19 protein-coding genes are annotated in these 18,079 nt (G+C 65.7%); 7 read left to right on the plus strand and 12 right to left on the minus strand.

The window, feature by feature from the left end; genetic code table 11:
* Positions 1-2: 2 nt before the first annotated feature.
* Both AWB78_RS10400 and AWB78_RS10405 read left to right on the plus strand, forming a co-directional pair.
* Complete coding sequence (locus tag AWB78_RS10400) at positions 3-1,328, plus strand: serine/threonine protein kinase (RefSeq protein WP_062604489.1); 1,326 nt, start codon at positions 3-5, stop codon at positions 1,326-1,328.
* 22 nt (positions 1,329-1,350) lie between these two features.
* Positions 1,351-1,740, plus strand: a complete 390-nt coding sequence (locus tag AWB78_RS10405) for a DUF4280 domain-containing protein (protein ID WP_062604490.1) — start codon at positions 1,351-1,353, stop codon at positions 1,738-1,740.
* Positions 1,741-1,805: 65 nt separating this feature from the next.
* Here the strand turns inward: AWB78_RS10405 and AWB78_RS10410 are convergent, their stop codons facing one another.
* Positions 1,806-3,113, minus strand: a complete 1,308-nt coding sequence (locus AWB78_RS10410) for an NAD(P)/FAD-dependent oxidoreductase (RefSeq protein ID WP_062604491.1) — start codon at positions 3,111-3,113, stop codon at positions 1,806-1,808.
* A 15-nt stretch (positions 3,114-3,128) separates the two neighbouring features.
* Entirely contained in the window at positions 3,129-3,326 is a 198-nt protein-coding gene (locus AWB78_RS10415; protein WP_157697452.1) for a hypothetical protein, read from the minus strand.
* A gap of 138 nt (positions 3,327-3,464) precedes the next feature.
* On the opposite strand from AWB78_RS10415, the gene gcvA reads away from it, so the two are divergent.
* Entirely contained in the window at positions 3,465-4,385 is a 921-nt protein-coding gene (gene gcvA, locus AWB78_RS10420) for a transcriptional regulator GcvA (protein WP_062604493.1), read from the plus strand.
* Between the two features lie 34 nt (positions 4,386-4,419).
* On the opposite strand, the gene dhaK is transcribed toward gcvA, so the two are convergent.
* From dhaK to AWB78_RS10435, 3 genes are all read right to left on the minus strand, one after another.
* Complete coding sequence (gene dhaK, locus AWB78_RS10425; protein ID WP_062604494.1) at positions 4,420-5,409, minus strand: dihydroxyacetone kinase subunit DhaK; 990 nt, start codon at positions 5,407-5,409, stop codon at positions 4,420-4,422.
* Between the two features lie 21 nt (positions 5,410-5,430).
* Positions 5,431-6,069, minus strand: coding sequence for a dihydroxyacetone kinase subunit DhaL (dhaL, locus tag AWB78_RS10430; protein ID WP_062604495.1), 639 nt, complete (start codon positions 6,067-6,069; stop codon positions 5,431-5,433).
* Between the two features lie 64 nt (positions 6,070-6,133).
* Positions 6,134-6,358 (minus strand): hypothetical protein, encoded by a 225-nt coding sequence (locus AWB78_RS10435; RefSeq protein ID WP_062604496.1) that lies wholly within the window; start codon positions 6,356-6,358, stop codon positions 6,134-6,136.
* Positions 6,359-6,492: 134 nt separating this feature from the next.
* On the opposite strand from AWB78_RS10435, the gene AWB78_RS10440 reads away from it, so the two are divergent.
* Positions 6,493-8,097, plus strand: coding sequence for a Na+/H+ antiporter (locus AWB78_RS10440; RefSeq protein WP_062604497.1), 1,605 nt, complete (start codon positions 6,493-6,495; stop codon positions 8,095-8,097).
* 17 nt (positions 8,098-8,114) lie between these two features.
* On the opposite strand, the gene AWB78_RS10445 is transcribed toward AWB78_RS10440, so the two are convergent.
* Complete coding sequence (locus tag AWB78_RS10445) at positions 8,115-9,554, minus strand: S8/S53 family peptidase (protein WP_062604498.1); 1,440 nt, start codon at positions 9,552-9,554, stop codon at positions 8,115-8,117.
* Positions 9,555-10,027: 473 nt separating this feature from the next.
* Positions 10,028-10,813 carry a TerC family protein gene (locus AWB78_RS10450; RefSeq protein WP_062604499.1) on the minus strand — a complete coding sequence of 262 codons (786 nt, stop codon included), beginning with the start codon at positions 10,811-10,813 and terminating at the stop codon, positions 10,028-10,030.
* Between the two features lie 140 nt (positions 10,814-10,953).
* On the opposite strand from AWB78_RS10450, the gene AWB78_RS10455 reads away from it, so the two are divergent.
* Together AWB78_RS10455 and AWB78_RS10460 are read left to right on the plus strand one after the other, a co-directional pair.
* Complete coding sequence (locus tag AWB78_RS10455) at positions 10,954-11,835, plus strand: LysR family transcriptional regulator (protein WP_062604500.1); 882 nt, start codon at positions 10,954-10,956, stop codon at positions 11,833-11,835.
* Between the two features lie 73 nt (positions 11,836-11,908).
* Positions 11,909-12,352, plus strand: a complete 444-nt coding sequence (locus AWB78_RS10460) for an HPF/RaiA family ribosome-associated protein (RefSeq protein WP_232477665.1) — start codon at positions 11,909-11,911, stop codon at positions 12,350-12,352.
* Between the two features lie 24 nt (positions 12,353-12,376).
* Here AWB78_RS10460 and AWB78_RS10465 read toward each other — a convergent pair whose 3' ends face one another.
* Together AWB78_RS10465 and AWB78_RS10470 are read right to left on the minus strand one after the other, a co-directional pair.
* Positions 12,377-12,763 carry a DUF3574 domain-containing protein gene (locus AWB78_RS10465; protein ID WP_232477666.1) on the minus strand — a complete coding sequence of 129 codons (387 nt, stop codon included), beginning with the start codon at positions 12,761-12,763 and terminating at the stop codon, positions 12,377-12,379.
* A 117-nt stretch (positions 12,764-12,880) separates the two neighbouring features.
* Positions 12,881-13,120 (minus strand): hypothetical protein, encoded by a 240-nt coding sequence (locus tag AWB78_RS10470; protein WP_062604503.1) that lies wholly within the window; start codon positions 13,118-13,120, stop codon positions 12,881-12,883.
* Positions 13,121-13,391: 271 nt separating this feature from the next.
* Between AWB78_RS10470 and AWB78_RS10475 the strand changes: the two genes are divergently transcribed.
* A complete protein-coding gene (locus AWB78_RS10475) occupies positions 13,392-14,396 on the plus strand; it encodes a hypothetical protein (RefSeq protein WP_082883280.1) in 1,005 nt (334 codons plus the stop codon).
* Position 14,397: 1 nt separating this feature from the next.
* Here the strand turns inward: AWB78_RS10475 and AWB78_RS10480 are convergent, their stop codons facing one another.
* From AWB78_RS10480 to flhD, 3 genes are all read right to left on the minus strand, one after another.
* Positions 14,398-16,785 carry a DNA polymerase II gene (locus tag AWB78_RS10480; RefSeq protein ID WP_062604505.1) on the minus strand — a complete coding sequence of 796 codons (2,388 nt, stop codon included), beginning with the start codon at positions 16,783-16,785 and terminating at the stop codon, positions 14,398-14,400.
* A gap of 165 nt (positions 16,786-16,950) precedes the next feature.
* Positions 16,951-17,613 carry a flagellar transcriptional regulator FlhC gene (gene flhC / locus AWB78_RS10485; protein ID WP_062604506.1) on the minus strand — a complete coding sequence of 221 codons (663 nt, stop codon included), beginning with the start codon at positions 17,611-17,613 and terminating at the stop codon, positions 16,951-16,953.
* A gap of 18 nt (positions 17,614-17,631) precedes the next feature.
* Positions 17,632-17,949 (minus strand): flagellar transcriptional regulator FlhD, encoded by a 318-nt coding sequence (gene flhD / locus AWB78_RS10490; RefSeq protein ID WP_014250878.1) that lies wholly within the window; start codon positions 17,947-17,949, stop codon positions 17,632-17,634.
* Positions 17,950-18,079: the final 130 nt, after the last annotated feature.

The raw sequence follows: 18,079 nt of genomic DNA on the forward strand, positions 1-18,079 counted from the left end.
TCATGCGAGACGACGACGACAGTTTGATCGGCAGAACCATTCGCTCGAACCTCTTCATCGAGAAGAAGCTCGGCGAAGGCGGCATGGGGTGCGTCTACCTCGCGCACAACATCGAGATTCCGGACCGCAAGTACGCCGTCAAGGTGCTCAGGCCCGAACTCACGCGCGATCCGAGCTTCACCCAGCGGTTCTACGAGGAAGCGTGCCATCAGGCCGAGCTCGATCATCCGAACATCGTGCGGATGCTCGACTATTTTCATATCGACGACGACTATTTCCTGATCCTCGAATACGTCGACGGCCAGGCGCTCTCCGATCTCGTCGACAGCAAGGGCGGGCGCGGGTTGCCCGAGAAGCAGGCGCTGTCGATCATCGTCGGCGTGCTGGCCGGGCTCGACTTCGCGCATCAGCGCGCGATCGTGCATCGCGATGTCAAGTCGTCGAACGTGCTCGTGGACCAGGAAGGCCGCGCGCGCCTGACCGACTTCGGCATCGCGATGCGGGCGGCGGGTCTCGCCCGCACGCCGGAAGGCCGCGTCATCGGCACGCCGGAATACATGAGCCCGGAGCAATTGCGCGACAGCGGCGCGATCGACCATCGCTCGGATGTCTATTCGGCGGGCGTGATCCTCTTCGAGATGCTCGCAGGCAAGCTGCCGTTTCAGGGCGAGTCGTTCCAGACGGTGCAGGCGCAGCAGTTGACGAGCCCCGTGCCCGATCCGCGCGCCGCCAATCCGAAGATCCGGCGCCGTGTCGCGGACATGGTGAAGCGCGCGCTGCAGAAAAGCCCGGTGGACCGCTATCAGGGCTGCAGGCAGTTCATCCGGGCGATCGAGGCGTATCAGCGCAGAGGCATCTGGAAGTACTACATGGTGGCGGCGAGCGTACTGGTGGCCGCGGGCATCTACGCCGGCCTGTCGATGATCCGCGACATTCCGCTCATCAACGACGCCGTGCGGACGACTTCGCACGACTTCAATCTTTTTTGCCGGGAGCAGCAGAACGTCGTCAACAACACGCGGTTCAAGCGCATCGCGGACGCCGAGGGGCTGTCCGGCACGTCCGATCTGTTCGCGAAGCGTATCGGCGCGAGCGTCGCCACGATGGATGCGAGCGTGACGGAATATCGCAGCGTGATCCGGCACATGACGAAGTTCAACGCGTGGACGCTCGCGCGCGTGCTGAAACAGACCGATCCCGAGCCGAGCACGGCCGCCGTGCGTCCCGTGCTGCAGGCCGATTACAACCGCTTCGCCGCCCACGGCGAGCTGCCCACGCGCGACTCGATGCTCGCGCATTGCGGGCCGCTCGGCTGGGTCACGCAATGACGAACCCCGAAGGAGTCCGGCCATGGCACAGCAAGTCAAAATGGGAGCCATGCTCCAGTGCACCTTCGGCATGGCGCCCGCCACGCTCAGCGTGCTGCCCGTCAATCGCGTGAATGCGGAGGGCGCGCCCGCCGCGAACATCCAGGATCATGTGCCGCTCGTGAACATCGGCTCGTTCGGCGCGTGCATGTCGATCGCGAATCCCGCCGTGGCGAGCGCGACCGCGGCCGCGTTGGGCGTGCTCACGCCAATGCCGTGCATTCCCGCGACCGTCTCGCCGTGGGTGCCCGGCGCGGTGACGGTGCCGATCGGCAACATGCCGGCGCTCGACAATCTCTCGCAATGCATGTGCATGTGGGGCGGCGTGATCACCATCGCGAACCCGGCGACCGTGCGGACCAATGTGCCTTGACGCGGCCCTGCGCCGGCAGGGATCGGGAGCGCGTCCACGGCAGCGGAGCGCGCCCCGCAGCCGCATCAATGCAGCTTGACCCTCGGCGCAAGCAAACGCCCGAGCCCTTGCGCCGCGATCGCGAAAACAGTCCGGCGCAATCCCGACACAGCCACCAGATGCTTTCGATACAACGCCGCGTACATCAGCTTCGCGACGAATCCTTCCACGAAGAACCGGCCTGAGCTGTTGATGCCCGCGACGCTGCCCACTGCCGTCGGCGAGCCCAATGACACGAGCGAGCCGTGATCGACGTACCTGAATTCACCGACCCGTCCGCCCTTCACGCGCGCGCTCAGCGCCTTGAACAGGAACATCGCCTGTTGATGCGCGGCCTGCGCCCGTGGCGGCACCATGACGCCGGCCGTCCATGAACAGCTCGCGCAATCGCCCAGCGCGAAGATGTTCGCATCGGTTTCGCTTTGCAGCGAGCTCGTCACCTTCACCTGGTTGATGTGATTCACGGCAACGCCATCGAGCGATGCCAGCACGCCCGGCGCCTTGATGCCCGCCGCCCAGATCGTGATGTCCGCCGCGATCGACGCCCCGCCGTCCACTTCGACGTGCTCGGGTCCCACACGCGTGACGGAAGTCTGCACCTTCACGGCGATGCCCATTTTTTCGAGCGTCGTCTGCGTGGTGTCGGACACCCTTTGCGGCAGCGCCGGCAGCACACGGTCGCCTCGTTCCAGAAGCGTGATGCGCATTGCGGCGCGCGGGCTTTCCGAAAGCAGCCTGAACTGCCTCAACGTGCTCTCCATCCGGCGCAGTTCCGCCGCGAGTTCGACGCCCGTCGCGCCGCCGCCGATGATCGCCACATCGACGGCCTCATGCGCTTCGGTCGCGCCCAGCGCGCGCTTTCTCTGGCAGACCTGCAGCAGCCGTTTGCGCAGCCGCTCGGCCTGCTGCAAGGTGTCGAGCGCGATCGCGTGCTCCTGCGCGCCCGGCACGCCGAAGAAATGCGTGCGGCTGCCGAGAGCGAGCACCAGCGTGTCGTATTCGAGGTCGCGCGACGGAAGCACTTCGTCGCCGCCGTCTTCCGCTTCGAGCATCGGGCCGAGCCTGACGCAGCGGCGTTCGCGGTCGAGGCCCGTCATCTCTCCATGAACGAACGTGAAGTGATTCCAGTGCGAGTGCGCCGCGTAGGCAATTTCATGCGCGTGGGTATCGAGGCTGCCCGTCGCGACTTCATGCAGAAGCGGCTTCCACACGTGCACCGCGCAGCGATCGACGAGCGTCACGCGCGCCCGCCCGCTCTTGCCCAGGCGGTTTCCCAGACGGGTGGCCAGTTCCAGTCCGCCGGCCCCGCCCCCCACAATGACGATGCGATGCATCCGCAGCCCTCCGGTTCAGTTGTAGCCCAGGATGGCGGCCGAATTCGCGTCCGAACGCTCGGGCACGTTGCAGGCCATGACGGAAACGGGCCCTTCCAGCAGCTTCGAGTACGACGAGCTGCCCGGCTTGCCGGCGACGCGCTTCGTCGTCGAAAGGTTGCCTTGAACGATGGCCTGGAATGACAATGTGTCGTCGTCGGTGAAGTAGTTCATGTTCTGGTCCGGAGCGGTCGATTGAGGATCCGATGGCATCGCCACCGGGATAACGAAATGTCCGGATCATTCTCATGGCGCCGATAAACGTCGGCAAACGATATAAACAATCAACGTTGTGCGTAACAGGAAGGATGTGTGAGACGCAAAATACCCAGCATCGACGCGCTCGTCGCGTTCGAGGCCGCCGCCCGGCATCTGAGCTTCACCCGCACGGCCGAAGAGCTGTCGCTCACCCAGAGCGCGGTGGGCCGTCAGGTCGCGAGCCTGGAGGAGTATCTCGGGACGCCGCTCTTCAACCGCTTCAAGCGGCGCATCAGCCTCACGGAAGCCGGCGAAATCTACGCGAAGCGGGTGCGCGAGAACCTGGAGCGGCTGGAGCGCGACACGCTCGCCGCGATGGCGCATCGCAACGCGGGCGGCATCCTGGAGCTCGCGGTCATCCCGACGTTCGCCACGCGCTGGCTGATCCCGAGGCTGCCGGCGTTCTACGCGGCCCACGGCGACATCGTCGTCAATCTGACGACGCGCGCCGCGCCGTTCCTGTTCAAGGACACGCCCTTCGATGCCGCGATTCACTTCGGCGATCCGGTCTGGCCCGGCTCGGTGGCCAGGTATCTGTTCGGCGAGGAAATCACCGCCGTCTGCAGTCCGCGATTGCTTGGCAGGAAAGCGAAGCTCGCGCCGCGCGACGTCGCCGGCTTCACCCTGCTGCATCAGTCGGCGCGGCCGGACGCATGGCGCCAGTGGCTCGCGCAGGCGGCCGTGCATGACGTCGACAGCATGAAGGGCCAGCGATACGAACTGTTTTCGATGCTGGTCGAGGCCGCGAAGGCCGGGCTCGGACTCGCGCTGGTGCCGAGATTCCTGGTCGCGCACGAGCTTCGCTCGGGCGAACTGGTGAGACCTTTCGATCTCTCCCTGCCGAGCGACAAGGGCTATTACCTCGTCTATCCGGAGCGCAAGCAGAACTCGCCGCTGCTCAAGACATTCGAAGACTGGCTCTTGAGCACGGCGGAGCAATACCTCGAATCCTCGAAGCACGAGAGCCGCCGGTGATGCGCGGGCTTCACCGCGTTCTTCACCGCGGTCTTCACATCCCCCGGCGCAATCCCGCCGTATGCACGGGACTATCCCAGTGGCGCGCCATTTCGTCGTCGAGCGCGCAGAGCGTGATCGACGCGCCCGCCATTTCGAGCGATGTCGTCAGCGCGCCCACTTGCGAGCGCGCGACGCTCAGGCCGCGTCCGTCGAGCCATGTGCGCGCCGCGTGATAGAGCAGATAGAGCTCCGACAGCGGCGTGCCGCCCAGCCCGTTGACGAAGAGAAGCAGGCGCGCATCGGCCGCGGGCTTCAAGTCCTCGACGATGGCCGCAAGCAGCTCGTCCGCGATGGCGTTCGCCGTCTCGAACTTCGCGCGCCTGCGCCCCGGCTCGCCGTGAATGCCCACGCCGATTTCGATTTCATCGTCGGCGAGCGTGAAGGTCGGCTTGCCCGCGGCGGGCACCGTGCAGCTCGAAAACGCGACGCCCATCGACGCGATGCGCGCCGCCACGCGTTCACCGAACGCCCTGCACGCCTGCAGATCGGCGCCGGTTTCCGCGAAGCTGCCCACGAGCTTCTCGACGATGACCGTGCCCGCGACGCCACGCCGGCCCGTGGTGAAGCTGGAGTTCTCGACGGCGACATCGTCGTTGACGAGCACCGATGCGTTCGGCATCTCGCAAAGCTCCGAGGCCATCTCGAAGTTCATCAGATCGCCCGAATAGTTCTTCACGATGAACAGCACGCCCGCGCCGGTGTCCGCCGCCTGCGCCGCGGCCACCATCTGATCGGGTGTCGGCGACGTGAAGACCTGGCCGGGACACGCGGCATCGAGCATGCCGTGACCGACGAAGCCGCCGTGCAAAGGCTCGTGGCCCGAACCGCCGCCCGAGATGATCGCGACCTTGCCCGGCTTGAGCGTCTTGCGCACGATGTAGAGCGGATCGACGCTGACTGTGACGAGATCCGCATGCGCGGCGGCGAAGCCCGCGAGGCTCTCGCTCAGATAGTCATCCACGCGATTGATGAACTTCTTCATGTCCCCTGCTCCTCGTTGTGTTCAGGCATCGTCGCGGGCGATCTGCGCGCAGACGGCCGCGATCATGAGCTGGCTCGACCGCGCGCCCGGATCGATATGACCGCGCGAGCGCTCGCCGAGAAACGATGCGCGCCCTTTCGTCGCGAGCATGTCGCGCGTCGCGAGCATGTTCTCTTCGGCGACGCGCGGCAGTTCGTCCAGGACTTCCTTCTTCGACGCGCCCGCATCGGCCATCGCGGTGAAGCGTCCCGCGACGGGAATGAGCACGTCCATCATCGTCTTGCTGCCGGTGCCCGTCTTGCCACGCTGGCCGACGGCCTCGACGCCCGCCGCGAACGCGCGGGCGAACGCCGCCACGCCGGCATCGTCCGCATCGCCGGACGAGGCTTTCGCGATGCCGGTCAGCATCGAAAAGAAGAGCGGGCCGGACGAGCCGCCGACTGTAGAGAGCACCTTCGCCGCCGCGAGCTTGAGCGCGGGCGCGAAGGCTTCGGCTTCGATCTGTGCGCGCAGGGCGGCGAGCGCATCCATGCCGCGCAACAGATTGATGATGTGATCGCCGTCGCCGATCGCCTGATCGAGCGAGGCGATTTCGTCGGCATGCGCTTCGAGCGATGCGCGCGCCGCGTCGATGCACGCCATGACCGTCTTGCCGTTCATGCGCCGATCCTCCGTTCGCTTGCAGAGTGAACGGAAAGGATACCGCGTCGCCGCTGGCCGCGTTTTATCGCGCGGCTGTCTGCTCGCCCTGCGCCGCTTCGGGCACTTTCGGCGCGATGCCGAAAGCCGCCGCGCTCGCGGCGCCGTCCTGTGAGGCAAGCGCGGATGGCGTCGGCACCGGCGCATCCGCGTGACGCGAACTGCCGAAGCTCGCGATGTACACCACGGCCGCGACGGCGACGCCCACCAGCACCGCCGCCACCGCCACGCCCGACGACTTTCGTCTCATCTTCCCTCCCTTTCGGATACGATGACCCCGGCTCGCGGCCCGGCCCCGCGTCGATGGTAGCAGCACGACGGAGCCCGCCTGCGTGTCGCGCCGCGCATTGCATCACAAGAAATCACCCAACCCGAGGACAATTCATGCACGCCGCAACGGCATTCAATCTGGTGCTCGTCTCGCTGATCGCCATCATCGCGCTCGAAGTGCTCGCCAAGCGCCTGCGGCTGCCGCCCGCCGCCGCGCTGCTCGTCGGCGGTGTCGCGATGGCCTTCGTGCCGGGACTGCCGCCATTCGAACTGAACCCGGAGCTCGTGCTCGTCGTGTTCCTGCCGCCGCTCCTGATGTACGGCGCGTACTTCTTCGTCTGGGACGATTTCAAGCGCAACCTGAGCGGCATCCTGCTGCTCGCGATCGGCGCGGTGGCGTTCACGACGCTCGTCGTCGGCGTCGCGGTGCATCTCGTCGTGCCCGCGTTGCCGTGGGCCGCGTGCTTCGCGCTCGGCGCGGTCGTCTCGCCGCCCGACGCCGTCGCCGCGAAAGCGGTGCTCGAGCGCGTCGCGCTGCCGCGCCGTCTCATGGTGCTGCTCGAAGGCGAAAGCCTGCTCAACGATGCGGCGGGCCTCGTGCTCTTTCGCTTCGCGCTCGTGGCCGCGATGAGCGGCGTGTTCAGCGCGCCGCGCGCCGTCGCGAGCTTCGCGGGCCTCGCGATCGGCGGCATCGTCGTCGGGATCGTCGCGGGCTTCATCACGGTGAAGCTGCTGCGCGCGCTGGAGGACGATTACCTCGTCATCACCACGTCGATGCTCGCCTCCTGGGTCAGTTACGTCGCGGGCGAGGAGCTCGGCGTGTCGAGCGTCATCGCGACCGTCACGTGCGGCATGGTGGTCGGCTGGCATCAGCACGAAGTCTTCACCGCCGCGCAGCGCATGCGCGGCACGGCGTTCTGGCAGGTCGTCGTATTCGTGCTGGAGGCGCTCGTGTTCGTGCTGATCGGGCTGTCGCTGCGCGGCATCGCGGTGCGGCTCGGCGGCGTCGGCGACGCGTTCTCGCTGCTCGGCCCCGCGACGGCCGCGGTGATCGTCGTCGTGATCCTGTCGCGCTTCGTGTGGGTGTTCGGCGTCGAAGCCGTGAAATCGGTCGCGTGGAGCGTCACCGGCCGCAAGCGCGAACGCGGCGATGAAGCCGCCGTCCCCGACTGGCGCGCGGCGACCGTCGTCAGCTGGGCCGGCATGCGCGGCGTGGTGACGCTCGCGGTCGCGCTGTCCATCCCCGAGGCGATGCCCGGCCGCGATCTCATCGTGTTCGCGGGTTTCGCGGTGATTCTCGTCACGGTGCTGCTGCAGGGCGCGACGATCGGCCCGCTGATCGCATGGCTTTCGCTGACGCGCGGCCACGAGCGCTCGTCGCGGCATCTCGCCGAGCCGCAGGCGTGGGCGCGCATGGAAGCCGCGCAACTGGCCGCGATTCAGCCGCTCGTGCACGACGCCGAAGGCAAGGTGATCCATCCGCGCCTGCTCGAGCAGTACTCGTATCGCGCGGGGTTGACGAAGCGCTTCGAGGACATGGAGGAATTTCCGACGGACGCGCGGCACGCGCATTACGACGTCGTGCTGGCCGCGATCGCGGCCGGACGCGCGGAGTTGCTGCGCATGCATCGCGCCGGCGAGATCCACGACGAGCTGTTGCATTCGCTGGAGCACGATCTCGATCTTCAGGAGATCATCGCGCTGCATTCGCGCGGCTGAACCAGGCCGGTCGCGCCTCAGCTATCAGCGTCGGCGTCGGCGTCGTACTGCATCCACGCGCTGGCGGTCGCGCTCGCGCGTCCGTTGTTCCGCAGGCGAACGAGCCACTCGCCCGCCGTCGCGCGGCGCATGCCGCTGCGCGTCGATGTCGGCGCGAGCGCGATCAGGATCATGTGCCCGTTGCCGCGCGCGCCTCGGCCCAGATGCACGACGGTGCAGATCGCGTCGATGCCGCGCGTGTACGTGCCGATTTCGCCGAGCGTGAGCCACGGGCTCGCGATCCCGCCGGGCGGCACGATCTGCACGTCGATGCCGGGTGCGCCGCCGTCGCTGGCGAGCCAGATTTCCGCGACACTCGGCGATGAAGCATGCGCACGCACCGGCCACCGCAATTCGGCCAGCGCGTGCTCCGCGAGCGTCAGCACGCTGCGGCAGCGCGACAGTTCCGCGTTGCCGGACGGCAGCACGACGGAGCAGGCACCGGTGTCCATCAGTTCATCGAGCGCGCCTTCGATGAGCGAGCTGCCGTCTGGCTGCCATGCCGCATTGCCCGCACTCATGCTGACGAGCGCATGGCACGCCGCACCGCCGATGTCCTGCGCGCGTTGCACGATATAGCGCACGGCATCGAGCATGGTGGCGTCGGGCGAAGGGCCGAACACGTCGCGCATCGTGCGGCTGCGCTTTTTGATCTGCACGCCGATCATCGGCAAGGGCGCGTCCAGGTCGTCGCCATGTTGCGGCGTGGGAGACGGATAGTCAAAGGGATACACGCGCGCGCCGCCGGCCGCCTGCGACGCTTCGGCCGACCGACGCGCGTCGTGCACAAGCGCGTCCATCTGATGTTTGAACAGCTCGCTTCCATAGCCGAGACCGGCAGCGGAATCGGTTGCATCGTTCTGGTTCCAGAAGCATTCAAAGCGTGTGCGCGCCGCGGATTCGACTTCGGAAAATCGCGGATGCGCGAACGCGAGATCCTCGTCGATCACGCCGACGATCGCGTTGCCGGGCTCCGCGCGCATCGGCGCGGGCGCGAGCGGCAGCGGGTTCACGGGAGCATCGGCATGCGGCGCGACCGCCAGGGTTTCCGTGAAGCGCTCGAACCGGCCCGCGAGATCGGTGCCGAGGCGCGCGTAGAACTCGCACGTGATCTGGGCGGTGCAGAAGCGCGTCGCATCGAGCGCGGGCGGCGGATTGCGATACAGCGCGGGCATCCGGATCCAGTCGTGCCATCCGTTGCGCTCGATCGTCTGCGCGAATTGTCTGGCGGTCTCGCCGCCCGGCTTCATCTCGATCGCGATCGGAATGCGGCCGCGCGGCATGCCGCCCAGATCGCGATAGTGCGTCGCGTTGGCCCACACGCTATACGGATCGACCCGTGTGACGGAAGCGAGCGCTTGCGGCGCGATGGGTCCGAAGCCGTCGCTCGCCGTGCGGATCTCCCAGTGCGGGCTCATTTTCCCTCCTGTTGCCTGCGTTCCGAGGGAGCGGGGACCGCGGCCTTTGCGCCTGACCGATCACGCTATTTCCGACGATGATTGATCGGAGCGACTACGGCATGCGCCTTCCTTCATCGTAATATTTCGGGAACCGAAACGAATGAGGCGATGGATATTGCATAACGTAGCGACTTGCCGGAGGAGAAGCAAGGCGAATTCCCGCTCTCGCACGGGCGTGGAGCGCGGGGAGGACCAGACGGACGAATGGTCATTTCGTATGAGGACGGGGCGGGATTCTTCATGCGCTGTGCGTCGATAGCGCGCGCGGCAGAGGTGTGCGGTCGACGATCGACCGACGAAAACGCTCAAATGCTTTCAAGGCAATAACCCGACGTCATCTATTGCCTGCGACTACATTCGGTTCACCGCGCTGATCGCGTGTCTCGCGGGCCTTGCGTTCGAATCGCGTCGTTTTCATCCGCTGCCTCGATTCATGTTCCCTCACCCGACACGCCATCGAACCGCGCGCGGTCCCGCGCCTCCCCGCTACTCTTCCTGCGCCGCGCAAGCAAATTCAACCCTTCGACGAACCCCGCAAAGGCCATCGCCGCATAGATATAACCCTTCGGAACGTGCGTGCCGAAACCTTCCGCGATCAGCGTCATCGCGATGACGAGCAGGAACGAAAGCGCGAGCGTCACGACCGTCGGATTGCGTTCGATGAAGCGCGACAGCGGTTGCGCGGCGAACAGCATCGTCGCGACCGCGAAGATGACCGCAATGAACATGATCGGCAGATGCTCGGTCATGCCGACCGCGGTGATGATGCTGTCGACGGAAAACACGAGATCGAGCAGCAGGATCTGGCCGATCGCGGACGACGCCGTGATGCTGCCCACGCTCGATGCGACGCCCGGCGTCTCGTCGGCATCCCTTCTGACGTGATGGTGCATCTCCTTGGTCGCCTTCCAGACGAGAAACAGGCCGCCCGCCAGCAGAATGATGTCGCGCCACGAGAACACGTGATCGAACACGGCGAACACCGGCTCGGTCAGACGCGCGATCCACGCGACGGTGCCGAGCAGCGCGAGCCGCATCACGAGCGCGAGCATGATGCCGATGCGCTGCGTGCGCGCGCGTTGCGCGGCGGGCAGCTTGTTGCTGAGAATCGAGATGAAGACGAGATTGTCGATGCCGAGCACGACTTCCATCACGATCAGCGTGACGAGCGCCGCCCAGACGGCGGGATCGGCTGCAAGCGAAAGTAGATATTCCATGGGGGACGCGTTCGATTGGCCGTGAGTATCGCGTCATGATCGGCGCATCGGGCACTCGTAAAAATCAGCGATAATCGAAAGCAAACTTCGGTTTTTTCGAAGGATCAGCCGAACCGGCGAAACAGCGAGGACAGGCGCGCATGCTGAACTATCGTCATCTGCACTACTTCTGGGTCGTCGTGAAGGAAGGCGGTTTCGCGCGCGCGGCGGAACGGCTCGACATGGCCGTGCAGACCATCAGCGCACAGGTGCGCGAGCTGGAGAAATCGCTCGGCCATCAGTTGCTCAAGCCCGCTGGACGCGGCATCACGATGACCGAAGCGGGACAGGCCGCCTTTGCGCGCGCCGAGGAAATCTTTCAGATCGGCCAGCTGATCCAGGACGAAGTGCGCGAAGCGGCGAGCGGCACGCTCGCGCGTCTCGCCGTCGGTCTCTCGGATGGCATCTCCAAGCTCGCGGCGCATGCGCTGCTCGCGCCGGTGCTCGGCAATCCGTCGCTGCGTCTGCTCTGCCATGAAGGCGAGACCGACGAACTGCTCGGCGAGCTCGCGCTGCATCGGCTCGATCTCGTGCTCGCGAGCCATGCGGCGCCGCACAACCAGAATCTGCGCCTGACGAGCGAGCGGCTGGTCGCATCGCCCGTCGACTGGTACGGGCCCGCTTCGCTCGTGCGCAAGAGCGCCGTCGATCAGTTCCCGCAGTGTCTCGCCGCGCTGCCGATTCTGCTGCCGACCGGCCATTCGTCGCTGCGCGCCCGGCTCGACCGCTGGCTGGAGGCGCAGGGCATCGCGGCGCGCATCGTCGGCGAATTCGAGGACAGCGCGCTGATGGCCGTGTTCGGTGCGCGCGGGCTCGGCGTGTTTCCGCTCGCGGAATTCGGCGCCGGCGATGCGCCGCTGTTGCGCGGCCTGCGCCGGCTCGGCCGTTCACCGGATGTGAAAGAGGAAGTGCACGCCATCGTGTCGCGGCGCGGTCGGCATCATCCGTTGACGCAACACGTACTCGCGAGTGCCGCGCCATAGCTTCGGTTTTTACGAAGTTCGTGTCTCGTTGGTTCTGCTTTTTCGCAGTGGGCGGACGCCTTACGCTGACTCCATGTTCAACGAGGAGGCGTCAATGAAAGTCCTGTTCAAGTCCCGCGACCCCGAAGCCATTGCGATGCACGAGCTGGCGCAGGTGCGCAGCGAATTCGTCTTTCGCCGCCTCGCGTGGCTCATCTCGAAGGCGACCGTGAGCCTGTCCGACATCAACGGGCCGCGTGGCGGCGTCGACAAGCGCTGTCAGGTCGAGGTGCAGGTGAACCGGGAGAACAAGGTCGTGGCGACCTCGATCGCGCGCGACTGGCGCGGCGCCATCGACCTCGCGCTCGCCCGCGCCGTGCGCACGCTGGTGCGTCGCCGTCAGAACGTCAAGCCGACGCGCCGGGTCCGCGCGCGCGGCCTTGCGTGGCAGCTCGCGCCCGAGCCCGAGCCGGCGCTGCAGGCGGCGGTTGCGCCGCGCGTGCGGATGCTGCGACGGCTCGCGAGCCACGGCGCGTAAGCAGGCGGGCGCAGGACCCGTTCCCTAGAACGATGCGCACGCGCGCTGCCTGAGCCGCATCGTCGATTCCTGCTCGAAGCGCGTCCGATAGCGCTCGCGAATGTCCCCGATGGCGCGGTCGCTGGCTTCGTCATCGGGATGCGCGACTTGCAGCACATACGATGCCTCGCGCACGACCGAGCCGTCGGCGGCGCGCCACTGCCCGCTCGCCCGCCACACGCTGAAGCCTTGTGGAAAACGCGGCGTGACTTCGACGCGAAGGAAATCGTCCCATTCCGTCTGCGTCACGTCGCCCTTCGCGCGTCCCGTCCCAAAATAGACGACATCGCTCACGACGCGCTGCTCGCCCGTCCGACACATCGGTCCGCCCGACGCCGCGCATGCCGATAGCATCGCGAGGAGGAGTCCCATCGAAATCGTTCGATATCCGAACATAGCTGCGATGAAATGAGCGAGCGAAGCATGCCCATCGGCACGATGCTCGCGGTGCGTCGCGAGCGCAAGCCGCGCGCTAACCCGTCAACACGATCATCCCGACACCGCGATGCGCGGCCCCCGCCCGGCGAGCGCGCCGTCGAGTTCCGCCTTGGCGTATTCGATCGCAAAGCACTCGGCGGCGTGCGCCGTCGGAAATGCGCGAAAAGGCCCGAGCGCGCGCCGCACGCCGCCGGGCCGCTCGATGAGAAGCGTCGCGACGAACTCGCCGGCCAGATGCCGGACGATGACCGAAATCTCGCAACCTCGATATTCGACTGGAGTGGAGTCCATCGCGGACCTCGCTTGCATGAATGGACGGGAGCATGGGGACAATCTACGCAAGGCGCGTCGACTTCGTAACCCCGCGTGTGAGTGGCTTCGAACGTACCCCGAACGATTGTCGGTTCCGGCTGCCGCCCAAACGATCCGCAAACGTTTGACATTGCGCAGCGTAGCGTCCGAAATGAGATCGATTCCGTGCAGGAATTCTTCTGAGCCGTTATTCTCGAACGGACGGCCTTGGCAACGAGTGCCGGAAGTTCCGCAATTCGGGGTCCACAGAATGACAGCCACGAAAAAAGAACGGCATTGCAGAACCGCCGCCTGGGTGATCGCCTGCGCCGCGCTCGGCTTCGCGAGCAAGGCGGTTCAGGCTCAGGAGTTCTCCCTGCTCGGCGGCGCGCTCAAGAGCGGCGGCCAGACCACGTACTCCTGGGAAGCGAACTATCGCGAAGGGCTCGGACGCTATGCCGCCTGGAGCTTTTCGTGGCTGAACGAAGGCCATGTCCCGGATCATCATCGTGACGGACAAGCCTTGCAGCTCTGGGGACGCCTGCCGCTCCGGGGCGACCGGCTGGAACTGTCGGCGGGCGCGGGGCCGTATCGGTATTTCGACACCAGCCAGGCGCAGGCCGGCGGCGACTATTCGAACACGCACGGCTGGGGCGCCATGTTCACGCTGCGTGCGGCGTATTACTTCGATAACCGATGGATCGCCCAGATGAAGCTGAACCGCGTGCAGGCCTTCGGCGGCCCCGACACGACCGCCCTTCTCTTCGGCGTGGGCTATCAGCTCGACGCGCCCGAGGGCCCCGGACCGCGCGCGCGCCCCGTGCCGCGCACCACCAACGTCACCAGCAACGAAGTCACGGTCATGCTCGGCACGACGATCCTCAACAGTCCCGATTCGGAAACGAATCTGTCCGAGAGCATCGAGTACCGGCGCGGTCTCTGGGAGTACGTCGATTTCACCGCGTCCTATCTGCACGAAGGCGGGCACGTGCAGTCGCGCCGTGACGGCCTCGCCGCGCAGATCTGGGCGACGCGCGCGTTCTTCGACGACAAGCTCACCCTCGCCGCCGGCATCGGCCCGTATCTGTCGATCACGCAAAACGACGACCTGCCGCAGAACCGTACCGGCGACGGCCGCTTCTCCGGTCTCGTATCCGTATCGGCGAGTTATCGCTTCACGGATCGCTGGCTCGCGCGCGTCACGTGGAACCGCATGATCACGCGCTATGACCGCGATTCGGACATCATCGAGGCGGGATTCGGCGTGCGGTTCTAGGCTAGAAGAGTTCTTTCTGCCCGGACATCAGCGCGGTGAAATCGTCGCGCATGAAAGGAAGGATGCCGTCCGCGACCGGCTGAAGCTGCTTGCTCACGTAATGCTCGTAGTCGATCGGCGCATGACGCGCTTCCACCGGCTCGGGACCGGCCGTCGTCATCACATAGCTGATCCAGCCGCCGTTCTGATATTGCAGCGGACGGCCGGCACGCGCGTTGTATTCATCGGCGATGCGCGCGGCGCGCACGTGCGGCGGCACGTTGCGTTGATAATCGCCGAGCGTGCGGCGCAGACGTTTGCGATAGATCAGCAGCTCGTCCAGTTCGCCGCGCCGCGTGCGTCCCACATAATCGCGCACGTAATCCTCGTAGGCCTCGCCCTTGAACACGCGCAGATAGAGCTCCTGCTGGAAGCGCTGCGCGAGCGGCGTCCAGTCGGTGCGCACCGTCTCCAGACCCTTGTAGATGATTTCCTCGCTGCCGTCGGCGCGTGTCGTCAGGCCTGCGTAGCGCTTCTTGCTGCCCTCTTCCGTGCCGCGGATCGTCGGCATCAGAAAGCGCGTGAAGTGCGTTTCGAACTGCAGTTCGAGCGCGCTGTCGAGACCGAACGCGTCGCGCAGATGCTCGCGCCAGTATTCGTTCACATGCGCGACGAGCGCGCGCCCGATGCGTGCCGCGTCCTCTTCGCTGCGCGCGCGCCTGAGCCACACGAAGGTCGAATCCGTATCGCCGTAGATGACGCTGTAGCCGCGCGCCTCGATCAGCTCGCGCGTGCGGTGCATGATCTCGTGCCCGCGCATCGTGATCGACGACGCGAGACGCGGATCGAAGAAGCGGCAGCCGCTCGAACCGAGCACGCCGTAGAACGAGTTCATGATGATCTTGAGCGCCTGCGACAGCGGCTTGTTGCGCTGACGCTTCGCGGCCTCGCGCCCTTCCCACACCTGCGCGACGATCGCGGGCAGACAGTGCGTGCCGCGTGAAAAGCGCGCGCCGCGAAAGCCGGGCACGGTGGCGGCGTCATCGCCCGTGGCCATGCCTTCCGCGAGCCCGGCGGGATCGATCAGAAACGTGCGGATGATCGACGGATACAGGCTCTTGTAATCGAGCACGAGGACGGAATCGTAGAGGCCGGGGCGCGAGTCCATCACGAAGCCGCCGGGGCTCGCTTCCTCGGGCACGTCGCCGAGATTCGGCGCCACAAAGCCCAGCCGATGCATGCGCGGCATGTACAGATGCGTGAACGCCGCGACCGAGCCGCCGCTGCGATCGGCCTGCAATCCGGTGACGGTCGCGCGTTCGAGCAGGAACGACAGCAGTTCCGTCTTCTCGAAGACCTTCGTGACGAGTTCGCAGTCGCCGAGGTTGTAATGCGCGAGCGCGGGCTTGTCTTCCTGAAACCGCCGCTCGATTTCGTCCATGCGCGCGTAGGGACTGTCGATCGACTTGCCTTCGCCGAGCAAGGACTGCGCGACGTATTCCAGGCTGAACGACGGGAAATTCCACGTCGCCGAGCGCAAGGCCTCGATGCCGTCGATCACGAGCCTGCCCGCGATCGAGATGAACCAGTGATTGCGGTTCATGCCGTGCTCGCGCCATTCGACCGCGCTGCCGTCGCGGCCGAGCGCGAGCGGCACGTTGAAGTCGTCGGCGTGCCGCTGGAGAATGCGCAAGTCGAATTGCACGACGTTCCAGCCGATGATCGCGTCCGGATCGTGCTCCGCGATCCATGCGTTGAAACGGCGCAGCATGTCGGCGCGGGTGTCGCAGTAGTCGAGCGCGAAATCCGTCTCGGCGGGTGCGCCGTTGGGCGGGCCGAGCATATACACCTGACGCGCGCCGCAGCCTTCGAGCGCGATCGAGTAGAGATCGCCCTTGACGCTCGTTTCGATATCGAGCGACACGACTTTCAGCGATGGCCGGTAATCGGGCGCGGGCCTCAGTTCGCTCGACACGCAACCGTCGCGCTCCACGCCCTCGAACGACACCGGCGCGGTGATGAAGCGCTCCATCAGATAACGTTCGTGCGGACGGATATCGGCTTCGAAGACGTTGACGCCCGCGCTTCTCAGATTCTTTTCGAGCGCGAGCAACTGACGGTATTGCGGGCAGTACAGGCCGAGCACCGGCTTCTGCCGAAAATCCTTCAGCGGCAGCTCGCGCAGATACGCATCCCGCGCGCCGGCGATGACCGGCCCGGCCTTCGCGCGATCCTCGGCGCGGATGAACGCGACGCTCGTCTGCAAGGCGATGCGGATCTTCTTGGGGCCGTCGCCGGTGGCGAGCCAGAAATCGACCTCGGTCCCTGCCGCGGTATCGCGCCAGTGACGAGTCAGCAGAAAACCCTGTTGTGCGGGAGCCAAGCCCTTACCTTCGATAGCGCGTGCCATCGACACATTTTACTTGGCGTGGAAATGAAAAACCCGGCGCGGATATGGGCGCCGGGTCTCGAAATCTGGGAGAAAAGCAAGCGGAAGTAAAACGCGGTGGCGGCGAGCCCGTCGTCCACCATCCTCACGGACAGTCCCCGGAGAACGGCTGGCCGCCGCCACCGCCTAAGCGGCCTGTGCGACCAGGCCTGCCCGTTGCGGCTGTAACGCCGCTACGTTACCGAGTACCGTTTGCTCCGCATGCTCCGGCACTTCCTTCTTCGACATCACCACCTCCAGAGCGGCTTCTCGAGTGGCCTGCTTCGCGGCCGCCGCTTTCTTGGTCTTCCCCGCGCGTGACGGCGGCTGGCAGGCCCCGCACACCACGTTGTTCTGCAAATCATGTTTGTGTGCAACGAACTTCCCGGTACAGCGGCAGCACGGCGTCATCTGCAGCATGCCCGCGTCGAAGAAGCGCACAAGAGTCCAGGCCCGCGTAAGGTCGAGTACCGCCTCGGCGCCGCTATGGTTGCAGTGCTCGAGATACAGCCGATACCCTTTGGTCAACGCATCGAGATGCGAACAACCGGCTTCGTTCTTCAGGAACGTATAGGTGTTATAGAAAAGCGATGCGTGGATATTGGCGAGCCACGTCATGTACCAGTCGGCCGAGAACGGCAGCATGCCCTTCGGCGGCGATACGCCCTTCACTTCACGGTAAAGGCGGATCATGCGATCGCGCGAGAGCGTGAGTTCGCTCTCCAGCACTTGCATGCGCGCGCCGAGCTCGATCAGCGCGATGGCGCGGAACACTTCCTGGGCGTCTTCGGTGAGGCTCTTCTTCAGCATGGCTCGCTCCGTCGTCTCTTAAGCGAACTGTTCGGCCGGCTGGCCAGCCAGCAGGATTGCCGCGTGCGTCGGCGCGATGTCCGCGTTCTTCGCGGGTTGCGTCAAGGCCGACAGCATCGTGTGATCGTTGAAGCGGAAAGCGCAAAGCAGGTTATCCGACGACGCCAACTTGACGACCTGCGCGAGCGTGAGGCCCGACAGCAGATCGGCGAGTTCCGCCGACAGACCGAGCCGGAACATGCCGATGGCGCGGTCCTCGCGCAGGAGACGCTGCGCGAGCATGATGTACGACAGGTTGATTTCCCGGATCGATTCCAGCGTTTCGCGACCGTTCATGGTTGCAACTTCCAGTAAAACCCCGAATTTCCAGCCGGCTTTTTGCCGATATCTTTTTTATGCCTCACCGGGCTAGTTCTGCCCGGCTACGTACTGCGTAATCTTTGTTTCAGTGCGTTACATCTTGTAA

It is taken from the genome of Caballeronia calidae, assembly GCF_900044055.2.
In the GTDB taxonomy this organism is placed as follows: domain Bacteria; phylum Pseudomonadota; class Gammaproteobacteria; order Burkholderiales; family Burkholderiaceae; genus Caballeronia; species Caballeronia calidae.